This window comes from Peptacetobacter sp. AB845 (genome assembly GCF_047528295.1).
Lineage (GTDB): Bacteria > Bacillota > Clostridia > Peptostreptococcales > Peptostreptococcaceae > Peptacetobacter.
In genome coordinates this window covers 1029706-1052918 of record NZ_CP180001.1, presented here as the reverse complement: position 1 = coordinate 1052918, position 23213 = coordinate 1029706, and the positions used below count along the sequence as shown (strand labels likewise).

Sequence of the window (23213 nt, the reverse complement as noted above, 5' to 3'; positions counted from 1 at the left end):
ATACACCTCTTCTGATGCAAAATGCATCTTATTAAATTTTCTCTTTAAAAATATCTTCCTCAACTAATAAATCTATCTTTTGTACAAGAATATCTATTTCACTTGATAATGTTTGATTAAAATCCTCAATTTTTAAAGCTCCCTCTTTTTTACCAAAAGCATCAAATTCAATAAGCTTATCTATATTATCCGATATATTACGTTTTTTTTCCATAATTTTTTTCGAATAATTTTCTATTTCTTTATAGTTTTTGCCCTTAAATATTTTCATCTTCATAACTTTATTAGGATAATAGTCGTAAATTCCCCTGCTCATCTTTTTAGCATTAATTTTATAATATTTATCATAAACAGAAGAATTTAAAAGACCTACTATATACTCGTATGAAAATTTTTCCTTATATTCATCTTTAAGGTAAAAAGAGTATACATCTGCGCTGCTATATAAATGATCGTAGTCTACAGCAAATTTATTACATCTGGATTTATAAGGATACATTATTTTCTTTCTTTCAAATAAGCCATTTTCTCTTCCCCACTGTAGTTCATACCACTTTCTTATACATTTTAAGCACTCTCTTCTATTTTCTAACTTTTCTTTATAAGGAGATATGCAATTTTTAAAAACATACTTCTCTTCTTTATCACTTTTTATATCATTAGAATAAATTAACTTATATCTCGGTTTAGATATTGTATATTTATCTATGTCTTTATTTTTTATCCAGTTTTTTAACAGTTTTGGATTTATATTTTCTATTCTTTCATCATTCTTTTTCAAGATAAAAGCTTTATCACACCCTGTTATAATTCCCTGAAAACTCTCAGCTATTTCGTCCAATCTAAATCCATCCATTTCCTCAATCTTTAGATAAAACTCCATATCATCGTCATTTGCTATTATCCAATTAGACTGCAGTATTTCTGTAGAAATAGTTATGTCCTCAAAGAAATTTTTATCCTTTTTAACTACTTCTATCCTATCATCCATCTGTTTTCTATCTTTCATATATATGTATTTATCTGATATTTTTCTATAGATATTTGTCTTTTTAATGCCATATCCTTTTTTTCTCATCTTTATTATGCACGCAGAAACCCCTATATATGTAAATACTTCCCCACCTAAAAAATCTATAATCTCTTCTATCTCAGCATTTTCTTCTATATATTTTCTCAAAAGCTCTGCAGACATACTTTCTAAAAAATATCTCGGCGTTATTAAATGAATTACACCATCTTCTTTTAACAAATCCAACGAATTTTTATAAAAGCAAAAATACAAATCAGACTTATCCCTATATACTTCCTTATACTCACTTAAAACAAATTTTTTGTATTCTTTTGTTAAAAGCTTGTGTCCAACATAAGGCGGATTTCCTATTATAACATCAAATTTTGCATGCCATTTAATTTTTAATCCGTCTTCATTAAATATGTTTAAAGAAATATCTTTTTTGCATAATCCTGCTGCTTCTAATAATAATTTCTTTGTTATTTCTATCGCATCAGAATCTATATCTGTCCCATATATACAGTTTTCTAGTATATACATTGAAATATTTTCTTTTTTAAAGCATTCTTGTCCATATAATATATACAGCTCATCAGATTTTTCCATAAACATATTTTTTAATTTTTCAAAAGCATATATCAAAAAATTTCCACATCCACAAGATGAGTCCAAAATTTTAGGACATGGATTTTTTAGTAAATCCAATTTTTCAACTGTATTTTCTACTATATATTCGACAATTTCTTTTGGAGTATAATATATTCCATATCTTTTTCTTTTTTCTACATCTAAGTTGTTTTCATATAATCTTGCAGTCTTAAATTTATCCATAATATATCCCTCAAAATAAATAAATTTACTTACTTAATTACTTACTTAATTACTTAATATTGATTAAAATTCATTTTTACAATAATTTATTAATTATTACTTTAATTTATTAATTATTACTTTTTATTGCTTCTAAATATCTTTTGTAATCATTAATTTTTACCATTTTTTGCATCTAAAAATGAAAGTGTACCCTGCATTATACCTTCAGCAAGCATATCCTGATAATTAGGATCTTTTAATTTTTTCATATCAGATACATTTGTTATAAACCCACACTCTACTAAAACAGCAGGCATAGTAGTTTCTCTAAGTATTTCAAAATTGTTCCGCAAAATTCCTCTACTCATTATTTCTACATAAGATGCTGTTGTCTGTTGGACAGAAGCCGCAAGTTCTTTTGAGCCATCAGTTGCTCCACCTCTGTACCAAGTTTCAAGCCCATTTGCATCGCCAAATTTTTTCTGTGCGTTTAAATGTATAGAAATAAGTGCATCTGCATTTACTCTTTTTGCTATATCTGCCCTTTCCTCTAAACTAACATACTTATCCTCTGTCCTTGTCATTACAACATTTACATCAGATTCTCTCCCTAATCTTGAGGCAACCTTTTTAGCTATCTGAAGTGCCACGTCCTTTTCGTATACAGTCTCTGTACTATCTAAAGAACCCTTGTCATTTCCACCGTGTCCAGCATCTACTACTATATTGTATTTTTTCGACCGCTCTTTTTTCTCATCATTCATATCATACTGCCCTTTTGAAGAAGTCTGGTTATTTTTAGAGTTTGAATTGTCTTCTGTATCTTTATCATTTTTATTTGAATTATTTTCTGTATTAGCTGTTTCATTAGTAACTGTTTGTGCTTTAGAATCTTTATTTGTTAGCATCTGGATTCCTTTAAATCCTCCAAATAATATTGCCAAAACAAGAACTACAGCAATTGCTACTCTACCCTTATTAATTTTTCTTCCTTTTTTAGTTTTTTTCTTATTATTATGTTTTTTATCTACTGGACTATGTTTTTTGTCTACTGGCTTTTTATCTATATTCTTTTTATCTGCTGGTTTTTTCTTTGGTTGTCCAGGTTTAATCTGTTTTACATTAGGAGCACTCTTTACATTTGAAGTATTCTTTATTTTAGGAGAATTTTTTCCAACTTTAGCCCCTTTTTTATTTGAATTATTTTTTTCATTTACTTTTTTTCTATCTATATATACAACGTTACTTTTTTTCTTTAGTTTATTATTTTCTCTGTTATCCATACTCTCACCTTTCTATACATAGTCCTTATTATTTTAACACTTAAGCCCCTTTTTTTCAATTAAATAGTTTACATAACATTTTTATCAAATATTAAAAAAACAGGCTCCGCAGCCTGCTTTTTTAAAATTATAAGTCTTTTGGGATTAATTTATACTTGATTCTCTCTATTTATGAGATAGGATAGTTTCTGAAGTTATTATTGGACTCATTACATCATCTATAGATGCTGTTGATCTTACATCCATTTTAGTTTCTGATTTTACAAAGTCTCTTGAAGTTATTATTGGGTTCATTATTTCTTCTTCTGCTACTTTGTTTAGGCTGTCATTTTTAACTTCTTCTTTTACGAAGTCTCTTGAAGTTATTATTGGACTCATCATATCTTTTTCAGCTACCATATTTATGTTGTCGTTTTTAACTTCTTCTTTTACAAAGTTTCTAGAAGTTATTATTGGATTCATTTCATCAACTTCTGGTAGTTCTATTGTATCTTTAACCGCTCTATCTTCTGTTGTTCTTGAAGTTATTATTGGGCTTAAGCTTTCATCTATTTCTAGTGCACTTACGCTCTGTACTCCAAGTCCTCCTGCTACTACTACTATTGCTACTGCTGCGATTATTTTTTTAAGATTTAAGTTTTTCATGACTGTCCCTCCAATTTATGTGAATGTATTTTTTTACGATTTTGTTTGATATTTATTTATCTCTTTCTTTGATTATAGTTTAACAAAACTTTTGCAAAAAGTAAAGCCTTTTTTGACAAATTGTTACAAATTTTTTTATTTTGCATTACAATTTTGATAATTAAGCAAAACAGTCTTATTTATATTTATTTTCAGAAAAATCCATCATAAAAATTTATTTTTTTAGATATTTTTAATCATATCTCACAAATTTTCTGATAATTCCCTTACCTTAAACAACCTCGAAAACGGTTGCAAGTTGTAACTTTTTCAGTTGAATATTCTGAAATTTTAAAACAATTTAATTATTATTTGGTTATTTTTTTAACATAATTTAAATTCATTTTACTATTATTCTTATATATTTTTCTCCTACTGCACACATTTTGAATATTTTTTATCATTTATTCCTCTATTATTAACTTTTTTCATCAATTTTACCCTTTTCTCTACATATATATGTATATTTTTCTACAATTTTATAAAACAAACCTAATTAAATTTTATTTTATGTACATTTATATACTTTTACTACTTTTTAATAAATCAAAAACTATACTTAATACATAAATATACTAAAAAAGGGATACTGCAATTACGCAATATCCCTGTGGTATATATCTACTTATAATACTTAATACTTATATATTTATTTATATTATTTAGTTATATGTTTACATTTATTAATGTATGCACTTATATTCATTAATTATAAATTTATATTTAGTACTTCTTTTATCTTTTCAAGAACTCCATTTTCACTATTTTTACCAGCTATAAATCTAGCTTTTTCTTTTAAAGCATCTATCGCATTTTCCATTGCATAGCTATAGTATCCACATTCGATAAGTTCTAGGTCGTTCATCTGATCTCCAAATATCATTATTTCATCATCTTTTAAATCATATTTTTCTTTTATATGTTCAAGAGCTTTTCCCTTAGTAACATCCTTTTTCATTAAATCTAGCCAATGAGGTCCAGATGTACACACAGTTAATCTATCTCCAAACTTATCAAAGTATTCCTGACAATGATCCGCCATTAGTCTATCATCATATATAGCTGTTTTTAATATATCTTCTTTTACATCTTTTAAATCTTCAACAACTGTTACATTTGCACAGTATATTTTTAGCATTTCTAAAAAATCTTCGTCGTTACATTCTGTATAAGCTGTGTATTTAGTGTTTAATAGTATTTCTTTATGTTCTGCTTCTCTTGTAAAATCTATTATCTCATCCACGTTTTTTCTATCCATTGGATCAGATAGAAGCTCTTTTCCTTTATGTACAGCAAAAGTCCCATTTTCTGCAATAAACATCATTCTGTCTTTTACATGACTAAATAATCTTTCAAGCGCTGGATACTGTCTTCCACTCGCTGCCATAAAAGTTACTCCTCTTTTATCTAATTCATCAAAAACCTGGTCGAATTCTTCATTTAATTCACCGTTGTTATCTAACAACGTCCCATCTAAATCTGTCGCTATAAGTTTTATCATGTAATACCCCCCTCTTATTTTTAGCCTTTTTATAATATACTCCACCTTTATGAAATTTTCAAGAATTTTAATTTTCTAGCTATATTTATGCTGAAAAAAGTTGTAGAATATATTTTATGACAATATCATACAAAAAAGCAAAATCTATTGAATAATTCTCTATATTCTAATATAATTATAAGATGATTTTATAATATTTTTTGCAAAACAATTGTTAAAACTTCGTAAAAAAAGAATATTTTTAAAAGAAAGAAGGGATTTTTTTGTCTAGACTCAGAAAGTTAGTTATACTTCTTGCTGTATTAGTAATAGCCTTTCCAACTTGTGTCTTTGGATATGTGTATAGTAGGTTAAAGACTGTTCAGACAGGAACTGAAATAGATGCGTTGGAAAGTTTAAATCATAAAAACGATAGCAGTATAACAAACATTCTTCTTCTTGGGACAGATGGTAGACCTGGCGAAAACGCCCAGAGATCTGATGCTATGATGATTCTTACTATAGATAATAAGCATAAAAGTTTAAAACTTACTTCTCTTGGACGTGATACTTATGTAGATATACCTGGGCATGGAAAACAAAAATTAACTCATGCTTATTTCTACGGAAAAGCTGATTTACTTATCCAGACTATAGAGGAGAATTTTAAATTAGATATTCACGATTACGCCCAAGTTGATTTCTATTCATTTATGGATATAATAAATGTACTCGGCGGTGTAACTGTTGATGTTCAAAAGAGTGAATTAAAAGAACTTAATAAGTTCATTAATGAGACATACAGATGGTATGATCATAATGACAAAGGTGAAATAAAATATATAACTAAGGCTGGAAAACAGAACCTTAACGCTTACCAGGCACTTTCATTTGCACGTATAAGAAAAAATGACGGTACTATGGAAAGAGATAACAGACAGAGAATGGTTATCGAAGCTATGGTTAAAAAGTTAAAAGGACTTCCAATATCAAAATATAATGACCTTATGAATTCTGTTTTACCTTATGTTAAAACTAATATGTCCCCTGCAACAATTTTAGGACTTGCAAAAGATGTACTTTCTATAGGTAACTTCAATATAACTTCATTCCAGTTCCCACTTCATCCTGAATATGAGGTAAGACTTGGAAAAGCTGGATATGTTATCCCATTTGAAGAGTACGAAGTAGATATACTACACGACTTTATATTTGAAAATATAGTTCCTACAAAAGAACTTATAGATAAAGCCGAAAAACAATACGGAAGAACTCACTACGATGAGTATATTCCATTTGAGCCTACTCCTTCAGAGGAAGAAGCTTTAAACAATTCTAATACTACAACAGATGATGAATCTAGTAGTGATAGTAGCGATTCTGGACATTCAGGCTCTCACAATAGTGATTCTGATTCTAGTTCTGATGATTCAAGCTCTGATAGCAGTGATTCCGGAAGCTCTGACTCAGGAAGTTCTGACTCAGGAAGTTCTGATTCAGGTAGCAGCGACTCTGGTAGTTCAGACTCAGGAAGCTCTGATTCAGGAAGTAGCGACTCTGGTAGTGGCGAAGTAACAGAATAATAAATTTACCCTCTGGTTTTAAATCAGAGGGTTTTTTATTGTTTTTTTAATTATTAATTGTGTTTTATGCATTTCATTATATTTTATTTGAGTCACAACAATATATCTACTTGAATTACTGTTAACTCTTTAATATAATAAAAAAGTAACTTGTATATTTTTACAATGCTACTTATAATTATTAAAGTATGATTAATTGGAATATATTTATTTAATTTTAGAAAGAAGGTTTTATTTTGGCAGACAATAGAGAAAATCCGTCTAACAAAATAAGAAGGGTTAGCACATCTTCTAAAAACGGACCTCGTACCAATGCTTCTAATGTTAGAAGATCATCGGGAAAGGACAATCATTCTGGTAATAGATCATCACAATCTATAAATACTAATATCAGAAGAAGTTCGGATAGTAGAACATCTCAAGGTCGTTCTAATTCTAGAAGAAATCCAAGTGGGCAAAATAGAAATATAAAAAAATCTCCTATGAGCTCAAATTTTGGCAATAATACTAATTCTTCTGACGGAAATAATTATGATAGTATAAACAAACAGCAGCCTAAGAAAAGCTCTGTACCTAAAAATAGTGCTTCCGCTAGAGCTGCTAGAAATGCAGAGAGAAAAAGAAAAAAAAGACAAAAGATAAAAAGGATAATGATTTTAATTTTGGTAATTGCTTTAGCTTTCCCTACTATAAGTGCTATTTCATTTATAAAAAAGGTTGCAGATGCATACGATCCAACTATAGCAAGTGGTGTATTTGACAACATAACACATATAAATAAAAAAGGTATAACAAATATACTTCTTCTTGGTTCAGATGCAAGAGAGGGTGAAAAAGAGTCTAGAACAGATACTATGATGATTTTTACAATAGATACTGTTCATAACTCGTTAAAGCTTACATCCCTTGCTAGAGATGCATACGTAAATATTCCAGGACATGGAGATACAAAACTTACCCACGCATATTATTATGGTGGTGTAGAGCTACTTACAAAGACTATAGAAGAAAACTTTGGTATAGATATACATAACTACGCACTAGTTAATTTTGAATCGTTTATGTATATAATAGATGCTATTGGCGGAGTAACGGTAAATGTAAAGGATACTGATTTAGCAGAGCTTAATAAGTTTATAAAAGAGACATATCGCTGGTATAACGACAAATCACAGCCTATGCAACCTGTAGAAGAACCTGGAGAACAGCTTCTAAATGGATACCAAGCACTGTCATTTGCTCGTATAAGAAAACACGACTCGGCATTTGAAAGAGACCGTAGACAGAGAGAGGTTGTTCAGGCAATGTTTAGCGGTGTCAAGAAGATGTCTAAATGGCAGTATCCAAAATTATTAAATGCTGTACTACCTTACTTAAAGACAAATATGAAAACTACTCAGATAGTATCACTTGGTATGTCTGTTATAAGAATGGGTAATTTAGATATTAAACAGTTTGAATTCCCAATAACTAACTCTCCTTATTCTATAGAAGGAAAATATTTAAATGCTGGTTGGGTTATAAGATTTACAGATGAATCAGTTAAGATACTTCAAGATTTTATATTTAACGACAAAGAATATGTAAAATAATAAAATATAAAAAAGCTGTTGCAGATTTTGCAACAGCTTTTTTTGTAAAGTTTTATAGACTTTTTTGCAAAGTTTTTAAACTTTATTTAAGTGATTCATTTAAATGACTTACTATCTATTTAAACGATTTACTATCTATTTAAACGATTTAATTTTTATATATTTCTATTTTAAGTATTCTCTTACTTTATTGAAGCTACTATTAGATATTCCTCCACCTATTCTAAATACAGAGTTTGCTTTTTTATTTTTTAATACATTTCCCTGCTCTGAATCAAGTGCATTTCCTGCTATAACTATAGGTGATTTTGTCTTAGCTGCATATACACCAACGCTTATTGCATCTACAAGTGGTCTATTTTTAGCAACAAATACTGAATTGTAGCTAGATGCTGGATAAAGAGCTTTTATTACTCTGGCATTAGTCTGATTTCTATTGCTTCCACCTAGTCTATTTCCAGAAACATTTCCTGATACAACAGAATCTATTTCTTTTATTACACTATCAGAAAGTACAGCACTTTCACCTAAGAAATATGCTGATGATATAGAATTAGATTTTATCCAATTTTTAACTGATGTAGTTGTTTTATTTTTTGAAGTAACTAATATAGGAGCTTTTTCTTCAGCAGCCTTAGATACAACTGATAGTGCATCTGCTGCACCATTTTCTCCAGCTACATATATTTTGCTTACATTAGCCTTAGAATCTATTTCTTTAGCTATATTAACTGATAAATCAGATATACTTGCTCCCTGTATTCTTTTTATAGATGCTGATGGAACAGCTTTCTTTATAGTACTTTCTGCACTACTTCCTATTGAATTACTTCCACCTATTAATATAACTTTTGACGGTTTTAATCTTTTTAATTCGTCTATAGTCTGTGTTCTAACTTTGTTTTTATCTGCAAGAAGCACAGGTGAATTATAAGTAGCTGCAAGAGGATTTGCTATTATTCCCTCTATTTCGTTGCTTCCATTCGCTACAACAACTGTTGAAGCTGAGCTCCAACCCTTTTTACTTATTTTTGCTGCAGTATCGTATCTATTAGATCCTGCAATTTCTGTAACAGAGGGTAGTTTTGAATCTGTTCCCTCATTAGATGAGCTTCCATTGTAAGCTCCGTACATGCTCTTTAGGTCGTTGTATATACTGCTTTTATTTACTATGTCCTTAGCAGAGAAATACATACTTCCTTTAACTGTACTGTACTGTTTATTTACATTAATCTGTTTCTTTATTTCTTTAGCTATATTCTGTCCATTGTAGCTTGACTGACCTTGTTTGTATATTCCCTGTCCTATATAAAGGTCTACATCGTATCCTTTTACTTCATTTGCCCACCATTTTACAAGTTTTGAATAGTCTGCTGCACCAAATCCTATTGGCCAATAAATCTGAGGTACTATGTAATCTACATATCCTTTTCTTATCCAAGTTCTTGAATCTGCGTACATATTGTTGTAAGACTGACTTCCACCTGTCTCAGAGCCGTCTGGACAAGAAGCAGATTTATTTCTCCATATACCAAATGGACTTACACCAAACTCACATCCTGATCTAGTATTTACAACTGCTTTAACTTTTCTAAGAAGAGTATTTACATTTTCTCTTCTCCAGTTGTCTTTATTCTGACCTTTTCCGTATTTTTTGTAAGATGCATCATCTGGGAATTTTGATGATGGGTAGAAATAGTCGTCAAAATGAACACCATCTATATCGTAGTTATCCACAACCTCTTTTATTGTTTTAACTAAGTAGTTTACAACTTCTGGGTTACCTGGATCGTAGTACATTTTATTTCCATATTTTATTACCCAATCTGGATTTTTTCTAGCTGGATGAGATGATACAAGTGCATTTAAATTTGTACCTGAAGATGTTACTCTATAAGGATTGAACCATGCGTGTATCTCCATTCCTCTTTTATGTGCTTCAGAAACTGCAAATGCTAATGGGTCGTATCCTGGATTTTTCCCCTGTGTTCCAGTTAAATATTTAGACCATGGGTTTATCGATGATTTATAAAATGTATCTGACTCTGGTCTAACCTGAAGGACTATTGTGTTTATTCCACATCCTTTTAGCTTATCCATTAACTGAGTTAATTCTGATTTCTGTTTTGAGGCATTGTTCTGAGTTTTAGGCCAGTCTAAATTGTAAACCGATGAAACCCAAGCTGCTCTCATTTCTTTTTCTGCTGCCTGTGCGTTATTAGTGTAAGAAATACTTCCTACAAACATAAACACTGCCAACATTACTACAGTTAGTTTTTTAAATAACTTTTTCATTTTTTCACTCCTTTATCTCTAATATAAATTTTCCTACAATTATATATTTTATAATAAAAAGTCATTATAATAAAGAATATATTACAGATTATGAATAATATATTATAGAAAAAGCAGTAAATATAAATTTACCGCTTCTTCTATAAATCTTAATTTAGTTTTTTAATTTGTCGGTTAAGAGTATATATTATAACTGCAAAATGCAGGTATAATCAATTTAATTTTTATTTTAAGCCACTTACTTCATTTCAATTTTAAAGTACTTATTTCATTTTAATTTTAAGCCTCTTATTTTTAAACTACTCTTCTAGCAACTATCATTTTTCTAGCTGATAGTTTACTTACTTTAACAACGTCTCCTGTCTGTGGTGAATGTATATACTGGTCATTTCCTAAGTACATACCAACATGACTTACAGAATTTCCACTTCCAAAGAATACTAAATCCCCTGGTTTTAATTCTGATTTAGAAACTTTTTTACCGTATCTTGACTGCTCTCTTGATGTTCTAGGTAATGTAACTTTTGCTCCATTTTTATAAGAGTAATACATTAATCCTGAACAGTCGAATGAACTAGGTCCTGTTGCTCCCCATCTGTATGGTTTTCCAAGCTGAGCCTTAGCTATTTTTACTGCAGCCTGTGCTTTAGAACTTGTTGCTTCTGGTATTGTTACATAAGATGCACTAACCCATCCAGCTTTTCCACTTTCTGTATTTACTTTGTACCATCCAGATTTTGTTTCTTTTATTTCTACAAAATTATTTGTATATATTTTTTCTACAACTTTTGCAGAATTAGATGCTGATTCTCTTACATTTAAGAAATCACATTTTAAAACTTTTCCACATTTATTTGGAGATACTCTACCATCACTGTAGAATCTGTATACTTTTCCATCTATTTCTCTAAATGCATTTCTTAATAAATCTCCATCTGCTTTGAAGTAATATTTTTTCCCATTTATTTCTCTCCACATTTTTTTAGCTAATGTGTAGTCTTTTAAAAGATAGTATGTTTTGTTACCATCTTTTACCCAACCTTTCTGTTTTACTCCATTTTTATAATAATAGTATTTTCCATTTTCAAGTTTTAATCCATTTTTAGCTCCAGCTCTTGCAACATCAGTTGTAGATACTGCCTGTATATTACTTATTTCCTCTGCACCTGCATCTACAGTTGCATCTGTAACCATTATCGCTCCTGATATCATAACTGCTGCCATGATTCTTGCCAAAAACTTATTTCTAAATATCTTCGTCATTAATCGTCCTCCTGTAATTATGATTCATGATTTATAGATAGTGGGTATTTTATAAATCATTTTTGTAGTCCCTCTCACTACATTTACAATTGTAACATAATGGTTACAGCGCTACAAGGTTTTTGTTACATTTTTGTAACTTTTTTGTTACTATTTTGTAACTTTTTGTATATTTATCTCAACTTAAAAGTATTTTTGTAACTTTTTACAAAACAAAAAGACCAAATCGGTTATATTTTACTATATTTCAAATGGGAAGGTCGAAAAATTGTAACAAATTTTTACCGATTTGGTCTTTTATATTTAATTTTTTATATCTTCACTTTTAACTATATTTCTCTAGTGTATTTTCTTAACCATTCTGTTTCTTCTTCATTTAAGTATGGAGAAATTTTTTCGAATACTAGTTTATGATAGTCATTTAAGTATTTTATATCATCACTGTTCATAACTTCTGGAACTATACCGTCTAAATCGAATGGTATGTAAGTTATTGGTTCTAAGTACATGAACTGTCCATATTCATTTTTGTCTCCTTTGCATACTAGAAGTTCATTTTCTAATCTTATACCATGAGATCCTTCTATATATACACCTGGTTCATCTGTTAATATCATTCCTTCTTCTAGTGGATGAGTATCTCCAGCTCTATATCTCCATCTGAAGCTTGTTGGAGCTTCGTGTATATTTAATAGGTATCCTACACCATGTCCAGTACCACATTTGTAGTCAAGACCTCTTTCCCATAAAGCTTTTCTAGCTAGTATGTCTAAGTTCATACCAACACAACCTTCTAGGAATATTGAGTTTGCAAGACGTAAGTTACACATAGCAACTAGTGTAAAGTGTTCTTTTATAGTATCTGATACTTCACCAAGTACAAATGTTCTTGTTATATCTGTAGTTCCTTCCCAGAATCCAGCACCAGTATCTGTTAAATAAACACTACCTTCTCTAAGTCTTACATCTGTTTCTGGTTTTGAGCAGTAGTGCATCATTGCAGCATGGTCTGCATAAGCTGATATTGGTTCGAAGCTTGGTCTTATGAAGTTACCCATTTCTGCTCTTAATTCATCTAATTTTTCAGATGCACTCATTTCAGTTATTTCCATTGTTTCTGCATTTTCTTTAACCCATTTCATGAATTTAACATGAGCTACAGAGTCTTTTAACTGAGCTATTCTCATGTTTTCTACTTCTTTAGGGTTTTTTCTAGCTTTGAATAAAACTTCTGGGTTTCTTTCTTCAACTTTAGCTACACCTTCTGGTATATTGCTGTATATAGCATAGTTTAATCTAGAAGGGTCTATAAGTATAGTTTCACCTGCTGGTATTTTTTTAGTATCAGCATAAACATCATTGTAAGGATGAACTGCTACACCTATTTCAGCAAATTCTGCTTTAAGTTCATCGTTTAATTTTGTTTCATCTATGTATAGATCTACTCCATCCATTTTAACAACCATATAAGATAATACTAGTGGGAAGAAATCTATATCATCTCCACGCATATTAAGTGTCCAGCATATATCATCTATAGTTGCAACTGTGTGGTAAGTAGCTCCACAACCTTTCATGTATTCACGAATTCTTTCTATTTTACTAGCAGCGCTTTCTCCTGCGAATTCTTCTCCTAATTTGAAAGCTGGTTTTTTAGAAAGTTCTGGGCGGTCTTCCCATATTTCATCTATTAAATCTACTTCATATTTTATAGTAGCATTATTTTCTTCTATTATTGATTCGTAGCCCTGTCCATCTCCCATAGCCACTACTCTACCGTCAAATCCTAGGCAGTTACCTTCAGACACAGTAGATTTTAAGTATTCATTTATTGTAGGTACTCCTGGTTCAGCCATTCTCATTAATTCTACACCAGATCCTTCTAACTGTTTAGCAGCCTGAGTGAAGTATCTTCCGTCTGTCCATAATCTAGCTTCGTCAAGAGTTATTACTGCAGTACCTGCAGAACCTGTAAATCCTGTTATAAATTTTCTAGCTTTAAAATGTTCACCTACGTATTCACTCTGATGGAAATCAGATGTTGGAACAACATATATATCTATTCCATTTTCTTTCATTAATTCACGAAGTTTTGCTATTCTTTCTTTAACAGTCATTATAATTACCCCCTACTGAATTTCATAATACAATTATTTTTTTATCTACATTTAAGTTTTTTCTATTTTTTTAAAATTAAAAATATTTGATTGCTTTTAAAAAGCTGTTTCACAATTAAGTGAAACAGCTTTTATATGCTATTTTATTATATTGTCAAGATTAAGCTTCTACTTCTTCTTCATCTTCAACTAGTTTAGATAATCTCTTATCTAGTACGAATAGAACAACAGCTGATATGAATGCAACTACTGCTATTGCTATACATACGTGAGAGAATTTGAATCCACCTTCGAATGTAGCACTGAATAATGGTCCGTATGCTAATGAAGATATGAATGTAGCTATACCCCAAACAGCCATCATTGTTGATAAGTAACGGCTTGGAGAATATTTACTTATGAATGCATGTCCTAATGGTGAGAAGAACATTTCACCTAATGTTAATATGAATGAGAATATTAATAACCATAGAACACTTATCTTAGCTCCACCACGCATTATATCTAATGCTGCGAAGAATATGTAAGATACACCAAGTACTCCTATACCTATACCAGTCTTTTTGAATAAAGACATATCTCCCTGTGGTCTAGCAGCAAGTTTTCTCCATAACATAGCTGTAATAGGTCCTAAGATTACACAGAATAGTGAGTTAGCAGCGTCGAACCAAGTAGTTGGAACTTCGTATCCTGCAACAACCCAGTTCATATTTTCTGTCCAGTAGTAGTAAACTGGTAGATATGCTAAGTTCCAGAATATCCAGAATATTACTGAGAATCCAGCTACAAGGAATATAGCAGCGATTCTTTTCTTTTCAACTTTAGTAAGAGGTTCATCTTTAGCTTCTGCTTTTTTATGAGCAGCTTCTTCTTTTTCTCTTTCAAGTTCTTCAGGAGTTTTTTCAAATTTGAATGGTTTTTTACCAACTTCACCCATGAAACGATTACCAAGAACGAAGAACCATAAAGCACCAGCAAACATTGATACAGCAGCTAATTTGAAGCAAGGAGCGAATCCTAGTACTCCATTTTTAGCGAATACGTCTTTGTATAATATACCAACTAAGAAAGTACCTATGAAAGCACCTGTGTTAACTAATGTATAACGGATAGAGAAAGCAGAGTCAACCTGATCTTTATCTGTTACTATACGTCCTACAAGTGCACCAGTTTTCTGTAAACCAAGACCTATACTTACACAGAATATCATAACATAAACCATTGCAGGTGATTTAGCTATACCACCACAGTAGTAACCTATACCTGCTATTATATAACCTATTGGAGTAGTATAACGTCCACCTATATATCTATCGGCGATAACTCCTCCTAGTAATGGTCCAAGATAAGCAAATGCTGTTAATAATGATTGCATTGTAGCACCCTGTCCTTTAGAAAGTCCAAGACCTCCTGTTGCAACAGATGCTGTTACGAAAATAAGTATCAGTGAACGACCTAGATAGTAAGCAAGACGTTCAAAGATTTCAGTACATCCACATACCCAAAATCCCTTTGGATATCCTTTTTTCTTTGTTTCTCCCATTTGAACAAAATTCCTCCTATTTAATTTTCAGTTTTGTTTTGATTGCCACTGATATGCAATTATGCTATTAATTTAACATCCAGAGCAATACTTTTTAATTTTATTAGTATTCCCCATCGACAATTACAATTTTAATATATATTTAGCCCTATATCAATAAATATTTTAGTATAATAAGAAACTTATATTAATTTATTTATCTTATAGATTCAAATTTTTTATGTTTTTAAATCTTATGATTACGTTTTCCATTTAATTTTTTATTATTTTTTTATCAATTCAACTTAAATTCTATAATTATTCATATCTTTTTCTCAATTATCTTTTTAAATTTTTAGAATTTTTTTATTTATATCATTTTTTTATTACCGAAAAAATTCTATTTTTTCAATAAATTTAGACTTTTTTAAAAGTCCAATCGATAACTTTTTTTTATCATTAATCCATATTTTTACTATATTTTGTATTGTTTTCTATAAGATATTTTTTTACTATAACCCATTTAGTAGAACATATTTTATAATTTAAACCAACTATATTTCCAAATTTAAAGTAAGTATTATACTATTAATTGTTAATCAAACTTAATTCCTATCAAAAATTCATTTTTAGTATATACTAATTTTCAATTAGCAAAATCAATTAACAAAAGTTAATATCTATACCTTTTGCTCCTGCCATTTTTTGCAAATAAAAAAGGACGCTTATAAACGTCCTATAATTACCCTTATTACTGTATAACTCTTCTTGCAGTGTATAAAGTTCTTGCAGATAATTTGCTTATTTTAACAACATCCCCAGTCTGTGGTGCATGTATGTACTGATCGTTACCTACATACATTCCAACATGATGTATTCTTCCACCTCTTGCAAAGAATACTAAATCTCCAGGCTGTAAATCTGCTTTAGCAACTTTTTTACCTACAGTAGCCTGTTCTCTTGAAACTCTTGGAAGAGATATATTAGCTCCTTTTTTGAATGCATACTGCATTAATCCTGAACAGTCGAATGAACTTGGTCCACTTGCTCCCCATCTGTATGGTTTACCCATCTGAGCTTTTGCAGTAGCTATTACTTTCTGAACTTTTGCATTAACTTCGTATGATGTAAGGTAATCTTCATTTACCCATCCCTGAAGTCCATTAGTTGATTTTACTTTACACCAACCATTTCCTTCTTTTATTATCTGAACTACATCACCTGTATTTATTTTTCCAACTACTTCTGCATCAGCATTAGCTTCTGTTCTTACATTTAAGAAGTCACATTCTAATACTTCTGCGTATTCTTCACCTTTTACTATTACTCCGTTAGCATCGAATCTAAACATTCCTTCAGTTGTTTTTGCTATTTCGTTAGCTGCTAATGAACCATCTGCTTTAAAGTAATATTTAACATTTGATATTGCTCTAAACATTGATTTAGCCATTGTATAGTCTTTCATGAAGTAATATTTTTTACCGTTAGATTCAACCCAACCTTTTACTTTACTTCCGTTTTTATAATAGAAAGTTTTGTTGCCCTCTTTAACAAAACCATTTTTTGCTGCTGCTCTTGTTACATCAGTCACTTCCTGAGTAGAAACTAATGATAAATCTGATATTTCATCAGCGCTTACTGTATTGTTTCCAGCGAATACTGTTAGTGATCCAGCTATTATAACTGCTGCCATTACTTTAGATATTTTCTTATTTATATTTAACGAATGCATTAATCGCCCTCCTGATTCTCTTATTAGTTAGTGGTTAATGTAGTAAAATTTATATTTCTTAAATTCTACATTTTCTATTCTATCATAGCTTTTTGTCATATACAAGTATTTTTGTTACATTTCTGTAACTTTTTTGTCTTTTTTAGTAACATTTATCTGTAAAACGTTGAAATTACTACATTCTTAAAAGTAACAATTTGAAACTTATGACTAAAAATGACAAATTAAAATTTGCTGCGACCATTTGAATATATCATTTTTGTAGTATTATGTCAACTTTTCGCAATTATTTACTACTTTCCAATAAAAAAAGCTTGGATTTTAACGCCAAATCCAAGCTTTTTTTCGTCTATTTTTACTATATAATTATTTTTTTGTTACTTTTTTGTTTCTAATTTTAAATTTTACTTATTAATAGGTTAATATTGTATTAATAGAAAGTAACAGTTACATATTTGTAATAAGTTGTTACTTATATATAAACAAACTTTAATATATAACTATCTTTAATATCCAATTACATTTAATACATTACTATCTTTAATACACAACTAACTCTAAAAACTTAAACTAACCTCTTTTTAGTTTTTTCTTAACTATATCTGTTATCATTGATACTTCATCAACCTTAAATAACAGTATTAAAAGTCCATATACAGCTGCACCTGCAACTATAGCAGTACCTAGAGCTATTACTTCCATTATTAGTCCTGTTCCAAGCATAGCAAATATAAATTTATAAACCACTCTAGCAACAACACCCATTATAAGTGCTGCAAAAGTAGTCTTGAAAAATACAATTATTATCTTTTTCTGACCAAAATCTCCAAGTTTCTTTTTAAGACTTCTAAATAGAAGTAGTATACATATTATTGAAGATAAACTTGTCGCAAGTGCAAGCCCACCGTGTTTTAAATGTCTTATAAATATTAAGTTCATACATATATTCATAACAACAGCTATTGTAGCATTTATCATCGGTGTCTTTGTATCCTGAACAGAGTAGAATATCTTTGTAAGTATATCTCTAAGTCCTACCCCTATAAGACCTACAGAATAGAATACTAAAGCTATAGCAGTCATCTGAGTCGCTCTTGCGTCAAATGCCCCTCTTTGGAATAATATTCTAACTATTGGCTGAGATAACACCATAGCACCTATTGTCATAGGCATTATTATAATTATTACAGAGTTTATACTTTTTCTAATAAAGTCAAAGAACTCTGTTCTATCCTCTGCTGCAGATAGTCTTGAGAACTGAGGATATACAACCGCAGATATAGATGCGATAAACATACCTGTTACAAACCCTTTTAATCTATCCGCATAATTTAGAGCAGATATACTTCCTTCTACTAGAGTCGAAGCAAGTGTTTTATCGACCATTATATTTATCTGATCCACTGCAACCCCTATAACTATAGGAGCTACAAGTATAAGCATCTTCTTAACATATTCATCTTTAAAATCTACAAATAATCTATATTTATATCCCTTCTTATAGGCAAATGGTACCTGGAAGAAGAACTGACTCGCCATAGCTAACAGTGCACCAACAGGTAGAATGTAAACATTATCTAAAACAACACTAAGAATCATCGCTCCGATTAATATAATGTTGTATGGTAGACCTATAAGCCCAGGTATAGTAAAACTGTCTTTAGACTGTAGATAAGACTTCATTATATCACTAAGACCTGTAAATATTGCACCGAATATTATTATTCTGGTAAATATAACAGCCTGTCTAAAAGTTTCACCTTTAAATCCCATAGCAAATATTTTTACAATAGGACCTGCAAAAATAAATGACAATGTAGATAATATTATACCTAGTATAATAGTTATATTAAGTATATTATTTGAAAATCTAAGCGCCTTATCTTCTCCACCTTCTCTTAAGTTTTCATAATAAAGTGGGATAAATGTAGTTGCAAGCGCTGTAGCAACTAATGTAAATAGTACCTTAGGTATGTTTGATGCAGCTATGAAAATATCACTATAAGTACTTGCCCCATATAAAGCTCCAAGTACTAACTCTCTACCAAACCCCATTATTTTTGAAAGCATCGTAACAGCCATAAGGGCTGCCGTAGCTTTTGCAACCTTGCTCATCTAGTTTAAAGCCCCCTTTCCATAAAAAGAAGCCTCATCCTCTGCTATTTTTTCCCAAGCAAAGTTATCCATTGTATTTTTAGAGATTGCATCTCTATCAATATTAGAATTAACTACTTCAACAACTCTTTTAGCTAATCTCTCTTCAAAACATTCTCCATCACTTACTACGTTCTCTTTTATACCTATAGCCTCTGGAATTCCTCCTGCATTGCTACCTACAACAGCTGCACCACATGCATTTGACTCTGTAACAACACATCCAAATCCCTCTCTCTTACTAGGTAGAATCATTACATCCATAGTATTCATAAACTTTCTAACACCGTCGCTTTCCTGATTTCCGGTAAATACAACGTGTAGATTTTTTTCTTTACATTTTTTCTCAACCTCAGATTTTAAAGGCCCATCTCCAACAACAGTAAATGTATATTCATTATTTGAATCTAAATTTTTTATAGCTTCAAATATATCAGCAAATTTATCAGATCTTTTTACTTCATTTATAGCACCTACAAATCCGATATTTTTGCCTGTTATATTGTACTTATTTCTAATTTCATTTTTCTCGTCTTCAGATATTGGGTAGAATTTTTCTGTATTTACTCCATTTCTTGAAGCAGTACAATTATCTCCAGAATATCCAAGTTCTCTTGCAATATCCATAAGTTTTTTACTTACAAAAATATTCTGTACAGAATTTTCCATTATCTGTAGCACCTTTTTCTTTATGTCGCTATTATTAAACGGCATTGTGTGAACATCACTACCATGATATGTTACGATATAAGGCTTACCAAAATCCCTATTTATCCAATAAGCTATTCTTCCATGTGGGTAACCCCAATGGCAGCTTACTATATCACAGTTTTCAATATCTTCTTTACAAGCTGAGAAGAATTCTGCAAATCTTGCTCTATCATCTTCCTGTTTTTCAATATTTTTACTCTTCATATCTATGCTTAAATATACTTTTTTGTAGTTTACACCATCAAAAGTAAATTCATCGCTAGTTTTATCATAGGTTTTTTTACCAGTTATCTTTTTAATAGCTCTAAAAAGACCTGTATCTTTAAACTGAACAGATATGATTTTGTATTCATTTTCTGGATGAAGTTTCATTATAGCTTTGATTTTTTCATGAGTTGCCATGAAAAGACCTTTTTTATTATTCTCATCCATATTCACTATATATAGTACTTTCATCTGTTTTTCCTCGCTATTTAGAATATATTTTTTTATATCTTTCAGCTACATTTTTCCAGTCGAAATCATTTAGAATTTTATCTTTATAATTTGATATTTTTTCAACCTTACCAGATGATATATCTTTTATTCTATTTTTTATTTCCTCTGAATCATCGTATTTTACACTATATCCAATAGTTCCGTCTGCAAAGTAGCCATCAAACCCCTGTCCTCTAGTGTATATCAAATGTAGACCCTGAGTCAATGCTTCAACATAAACTAGACCAAATGTTTCAAATTTAGATGGCATAACAAATATATCACTATTTCTGTATACATCTATTATCTTTGTCTTATCCATAAATCCTAGTAGATTTACCTTACCTGGTGCATTTTCCTCGGCATATTTTTTTATACCGTCTTTTTCAGGTCCATCACCGATTAAATCTAAAGTAGCATTTACCCCATCTTCATTAAGCTTCTTAACAGCATCTATTGAAGTGTAAATATTTTTATTTTTATCTAATTTCCCTGTAAATACTAACTTAACATTATCTTTATCTGATGTTTTTTCTTCATCCATTATTTCGTTTTCTAGCCAAAAACTATCAACTCCATTAGGAATAACCACAGACTTATTAAAAATCTCTTCTCTTAATTCTTTAGGAACATATTCCTTTATAACATCATTTTTATATCTTTCAGATAAGAATATAACCTGTTTAGCATTTTTCATTATCTCAACACCTAGAGGTCTAAGGTGTTTAACCTTTTTGAAGAATGTATTTACGTCTGTATTTCTAACAGCTACGATATAATCAATCCCTCTATCTTTTTTAAGTCTATAAGAAACATATCCATTTACAAAAAGTGAATGTGCATGTGTTATATCTATATCATCCAATTTGACATTCTTATTTAAATCAGAGTATATTTTTTTATTTTTCCACTTAAAGCTAACTCTATCAAATTTATTAAAACACTTAGAATATAAATACTCTGTCATATCACTTTCTTCGCCTACAAACTTGTTTATCATCTCATTAGAAGAAACAGGTATATACACTCTACTATATATACCTGTTTCCGCTAAATTTTCTATCAAGTTTTTATAAAGTTTAGAAGTGATATAATAAGAGCATACATGTAATACTCTCATACCTTCTCCTCCTATTATAATCTTAAATATGCAAATATTTTATAATCTCCAATATGCAAATCCTTTTTCTACCGCTTCTTTTGCATTGTATATTCCTTTTATATCTATAAGAACTTTTCCGCCTTTATCATTTTCCATAGCTTTTATCTCATCTAATGAGAATTTTGCAAATACACTGTGGTTGACAGCAGCTACTATACAATCAAAATCTTTTAATTCTTCTTCTGTTATCATATCTACACCGTAGAATTTAATAGCGTCATTTTCATCGGCTACTGGATCGTATACTTTTACTTCCATTCCGTAATCTTCTAGTCCAGTTATTATATCTGCAACTTTACTATTTCTAGTATCTGGGCAATTTTCTTTAAATGTTATACCCATAACTAAAACTTTTGCACCTTTTACTTTTCTATCTGCTTTTATCATTTCTTTAACTGTATTTGAAACAATAAATTCAGCCATACCATCGTTTATTCTTCTACCTGCTGATATTATCTGAGAATGATAACCTAATTCCTCAGCTTTGTATATGAAGTAGTATGGGTCAACTCCTATACAATGTCCTCCAACTAATCCTGGAGTGAATTTTAAGAAGTTCCATTTTGTTCCTGCTGCTTCTAAAACAGCTTTTGTATCTATATCCATTTCATTGAATACCATAGCTATCTCATTCATAAATGCTATATTTATATCTCTCTGAGAGTTTTCTATTACTTTAGCAGCCTCTGCTACTTTTATACTCTCAGCTCTATAAACACCAGCTTCTACTACTATTGAGTATATATTTGCAACTTCTTCAAGTGTTTCATCATCGCAACCAGACACTATTTTCATTATAGTAGTAAGTCTGTTTACTTTATCCCCTGGATTTATTCTTTCTGGAGAATATCCAACCTTAAAGTCTTCCATATATTTTAATCCTGATATTTCTTCAAGAATTGGTATACAAACCTCTTCAGTAGTTCCTGGATAAACTGTAGATTCATAAACTACTATTGAACCTTTAGTAAGATTTCTTGCTATTGCTTCTGTAGCTCCTATTACAGGTTTTAAGTCTGGAGTTTTATCCTGATTTATTGGAGTTGGCACAGCAACTATATGGAATTTTGCATCTCTTAAATCTTTTTCATCTGAAGTAAATTTAACTGTAGTATTTTTTACTTCTTCATTTCCTATTTCTTCTGTTGGGTCTATTCCATTTTTATAAAGTTCTATTTTTTCTTTATTTATATCGAACCCTATAACAGATGTGTGGCGTGCAAATTCAACCGCTAAAGGAATTCCTACGTATCCTAGTCCTACAACTGATATTTTTTCATTTCCATCAAGTATATCTTTATATAAACTCATTTTGAAACACCTCTATTTT

The 23213-nt window shown here is 30.3% G+C and carries 15 protein-coding genes; 2 read left to right on the top strand and 13 right to left on the bottom strand.

Features of this window, described 5'->3' with window-relative positions; all coding sequences use genetic code 11:
• Positions 1 to 31: 31 nt before the first annotated feature.
• The 4 genes from ACK2WO_RS04985 to ACK2WO_RS04970 form a co-directional block, all read right to left on the bottom strand.
• Positions 32 to 1846 carry an Eco57I restriction-modification methylase domain-containing protein gene (locus ACK2WO_RS04985; RefSeq protein ID WP_414698587.1) on the bottom strand — a complete coding sequence of 605 codons (1815 nt, stop codon included), beginning with the start codon at positions 1844 to 1846 and terminating at the stop codon, positions 32 to 34.
• A gap of 152 nt (positions 1847 to 1998) precedes the next feature.
• The gene (locus ACK2WO_RS04980; RefSeq protein ID WP_414698586.1) at positions 1999 to 3111 is read right to left on the bottom strand and encodes an N-acetylmuramoyl-L-alanine amidase; all 1113 of its coding nucleotides are present in this window, start codon (positions 3109 to 3111) and stop codon (positions 1999 to 2001) included.
• A 165-nt stretch (positions 3112 to 3276) separates the two neighbouring features.
• Positions 3277 to 3756 carry a hypothetical protein gene (locus ACK2WO_RS04975; RefSeq protein WP_414698585.1) on the bottom strand — a complete coding sequence of 160 codons (480 nt, stop codon included), beginning with the start codon at positions 3754 to 3756 and terminating at the stop codon, positions 3277 to 3279.
• A gap of 748 nt (positions 3757 to 4504) precedes the next feature.
• Entirely contained in the window at positions 4505 to 5296 is a 792-nt protein-coding gene (locus ACK2WO_RS04970) for an HAD family hydrolase (protein ID WP_414698584.1), read from the bottom strand.
• Between the two features lie 263 nt (positions 5297 to 5559).
• Here ACK2WO_RS04970 and ACK2WO_RS04965 point away from each other — a divergent pair, with 263 nt between their 5' ends.
• Positions 5560 to 6858 carry an LCP family protein gene (locus ACK2WO_RS04965; RefSeq protein ID WP_414698583.1) on the top strand — a complete coding sequence of 433 codons (1299 nt, stop codon included), beginning with the start codon at positions 5560 to 5562 and terminating at the stop codon, positions 6856 to 6858.
• A 236-nt stretch (positions 6859 to 7094) separates the two neighbouring features.
• Positions 7095 to 8450, top strand: a complete 1356-nt coding sequence (locus ACK2WO_RS04960; protein WP_414698582.1) for an LCP family protein — start codon at positions 7095 to 7097, stop codon at positions 8448 to 8450.
• A 165-nt stretch (positions 8451 to 8615) separates the two neighbouring features.
• Here ACK2WO_RS04960 and ACK2WO_RS04955 read toward each other — a convergent pair whose 3' ends face one another.
• The 9 genes from ACK2WO_RS04955 to ACK2WO_RS04915 form a co-directional block, all read right to left on the bottom strand.
• Positions 8616 to 10745 (bottom strand): family 10 glycosylhydrolase, encoded by a 2130-nt coding sequence (locus ACK2WO_RS04955; protein ID WP_414698581.1) that lies wholly within the window; start codon positions 10743 to 10745, stop codon positions 8616 to 8618.
• 294 nt (positions 10746 to 11039) lie between these two features.
• Positions 11040 to 12008: an NlpC/P60 family protein gene (locus tag ACK2WO_RS04950; RefSeq protein ID WP_178411952.1), complete on the bottom strand. Its 969-nt coding sequence runs from the start codon at positions 12006 to 12008 to the stop codon at positions 11040 to 11042.
• A 329-nt stretch (positions 12009 to 12337) separates the two neighbouring features.
• Positions 12338 to 14125: an aminopeptidase P family N-terminal domain-containing protein gene (locus tag ACK2WO_RS04945; RefSeq protein WP_414698580.1), complete on the bottom strand. Its 1788-nt coding sequence runs from the start codon at positions 14123 to 14125 to the stop codon at positions 12338 to 12340.
• Positions 14126 to 14285: 160 nt separating this feature from the next.
• The gene (locus ACK2WO_RS04940; RefSeq protein ID WP_178412228.1) at positions 14286 to 15668 is read right to left on the bottom strand and encodes an MFS transporter; all 1383 of its coding nucleotides are present in this window, start codon (positions 15666 to 15668) and stop codon (positions 14286 to 14288) included.
• Positions 15669 to 16398: 730 nt separating this feature from the next.
• Positions 16399 to 17379: an NlpC/P60 family protein gene (locus ACK2WO_RS04935; RefSeq protein WP_414698579.1), complete on the bottom strand. Its 981-nt coding sequence runs from the start codon at positions 17377 to 17379 to the stop codon at positions 16399 to 16401.
• Positions 17380 to 17949: 570 nt separating this feature from the next.
• Positions 17950 to 19494 carry a murein biosynthesis integral membrane protein MurJ gene (gene murJ, locus ACK2WO_RS04930; RefSeq protein ID WP_414698578.1) on the bottom strand — a complete coding sequence of 515 codons (1545 nt, stop codon included), beginning with the start codon at positions 19492 to 19494 and terminating at the stop codon, positions 17950 to 17952.
• Positions 19495 to 20700, bottom strand: coding sequence for a glycosyltransferase (locus tag ACK2WO_RS04925; protein ID WP_414698577.1), 1206 nt, complete (start codon positions 20698 to 20700; stop codon positions 19495 to 19497).
• Positions 20701 to 20713: 13 nt separating this feature from the next.
• On the bottom strand, positions 20714 to 21841 hold the full coding sequence (locus tag ACK2WO_RS04920) for a glycosyltransferase family 4 protein (RefSeq protein WP_414698576.1): 1128 nt from the start codon (positions 21839 to 21841) through the stop codon (positions 20714 to 20716).
• 39 nt (positions 21842 to 21880) lie between these two features.
• On the bottom strand, positions 21881 to 23194 hold the full coding sequence (locus ACK2WO_RS04915; RefSeq protein WP_178412224.1) for a nucleotide sugar dehydrogenase: 1314 nt from the start codon (positions 23192 to 23194) through the stop codon (positions 21881 to 21883).
• Between the last annotated feature and the right edge of the window lie 19 nt (positions 23195 to 23213).

Excerpts from the sequence above, each read along its gene's own strand:
- ACK2WO_RS04915 (WP_178412224.1), bottom strand. The coding sequence starts at position 23,194 with ATGAGTTTATATAAAGATATACTTGATGGAAATGAAAAAATATCAGTT.
- ACK2WO_RS04970 (WP_414698584.1), bottom strand. The coding sequence starts at position 5,296 with ATGATAAAACTTATAGCGACAGATTTAGATGGGACGTTGTTAGATAAC.
- murJ (WP_414698578.1), bottom strand. The coding sequence starts at position 19,494 with ATGAGCAAGGTTGCAAAAGCTACGGCAGCCCTTATGGCTGTTACGATG.
- ACK2WO_RS04940 (WP_178412228.1), bottom strand. The coding sequence starts at position 15,668 with ATGGGAGAAACAAAGAAAAAAGGATATCCAAAGGGATTTTGGGTATGT.
- ACK2WO_RS04985 (WP_414698587.1), bottom strand. The coding sequence starts at position 1,846 with ATGGATAAATTTAAGACTGCAAGATTATATGAAAACAACTTAGATGTA.
- ACK2WO_RS04920 (WP_414698576.1), bottom strand. The coding sequence starts at position 21,841 with ATGAGAGTATTACATGTATGCTCTTATTATATCACTTCTAAACTTTAT.
- ACK2WO_RS04950 (WP_178411952.1), bottom strand. The coding sequence starts at position 12,008 with ATGACGAAGATATTTAGAAATAAGTTTTTGGCAAGAATCATGGCAGCA.
- ACK2WO_RS04935 (WP_414698579.1), bottom strand. The coding sequence starts at position 17,379 with ATGCATTCGTTAAATATAAATAAGAAAATATCTAAAGTAATGGCAGCA.
- ACK2WO_RS04945 (WP_414698580.1), bottom strand. The coding sequence starts at position 14,125 with ATGACTGTTAAAGAAAGAATAGCAAAACTTCGTGAATTAATGAAAGAA.
- ACK2WO_RS04925 (WP_414698577.1), bottom strand. The coding sequence starts at position 20,700 with ATGAAAGTACTATATATAGTGAATATGGATGAGAATAATAAAAAAGGT.
- ACK2WO_RS04955 (WP_414698581.1), bottom strand. The coding sequence starts at position 10,745 with ATGAAAAAGTTATTTAAAAAACTAACTGTAGTAATGTTGGCAGTGTTT.
- ACK2WO_RS04980 (WP_414698586.1), bottom strand. The coding sequence starts at position 3,111 with ATGGATAACAGAGAAAATAATAAACTAAAGAAAAAAAGTAACGTTGTA.
- ACK2WO_RS04975 (WP_414698585.1), bottom strand. The coding sequence starts at position 3,756 with ATGAAAAACTTAAATCTTAAAAAAATAATCGCAGCAGTAGCAATAGTA.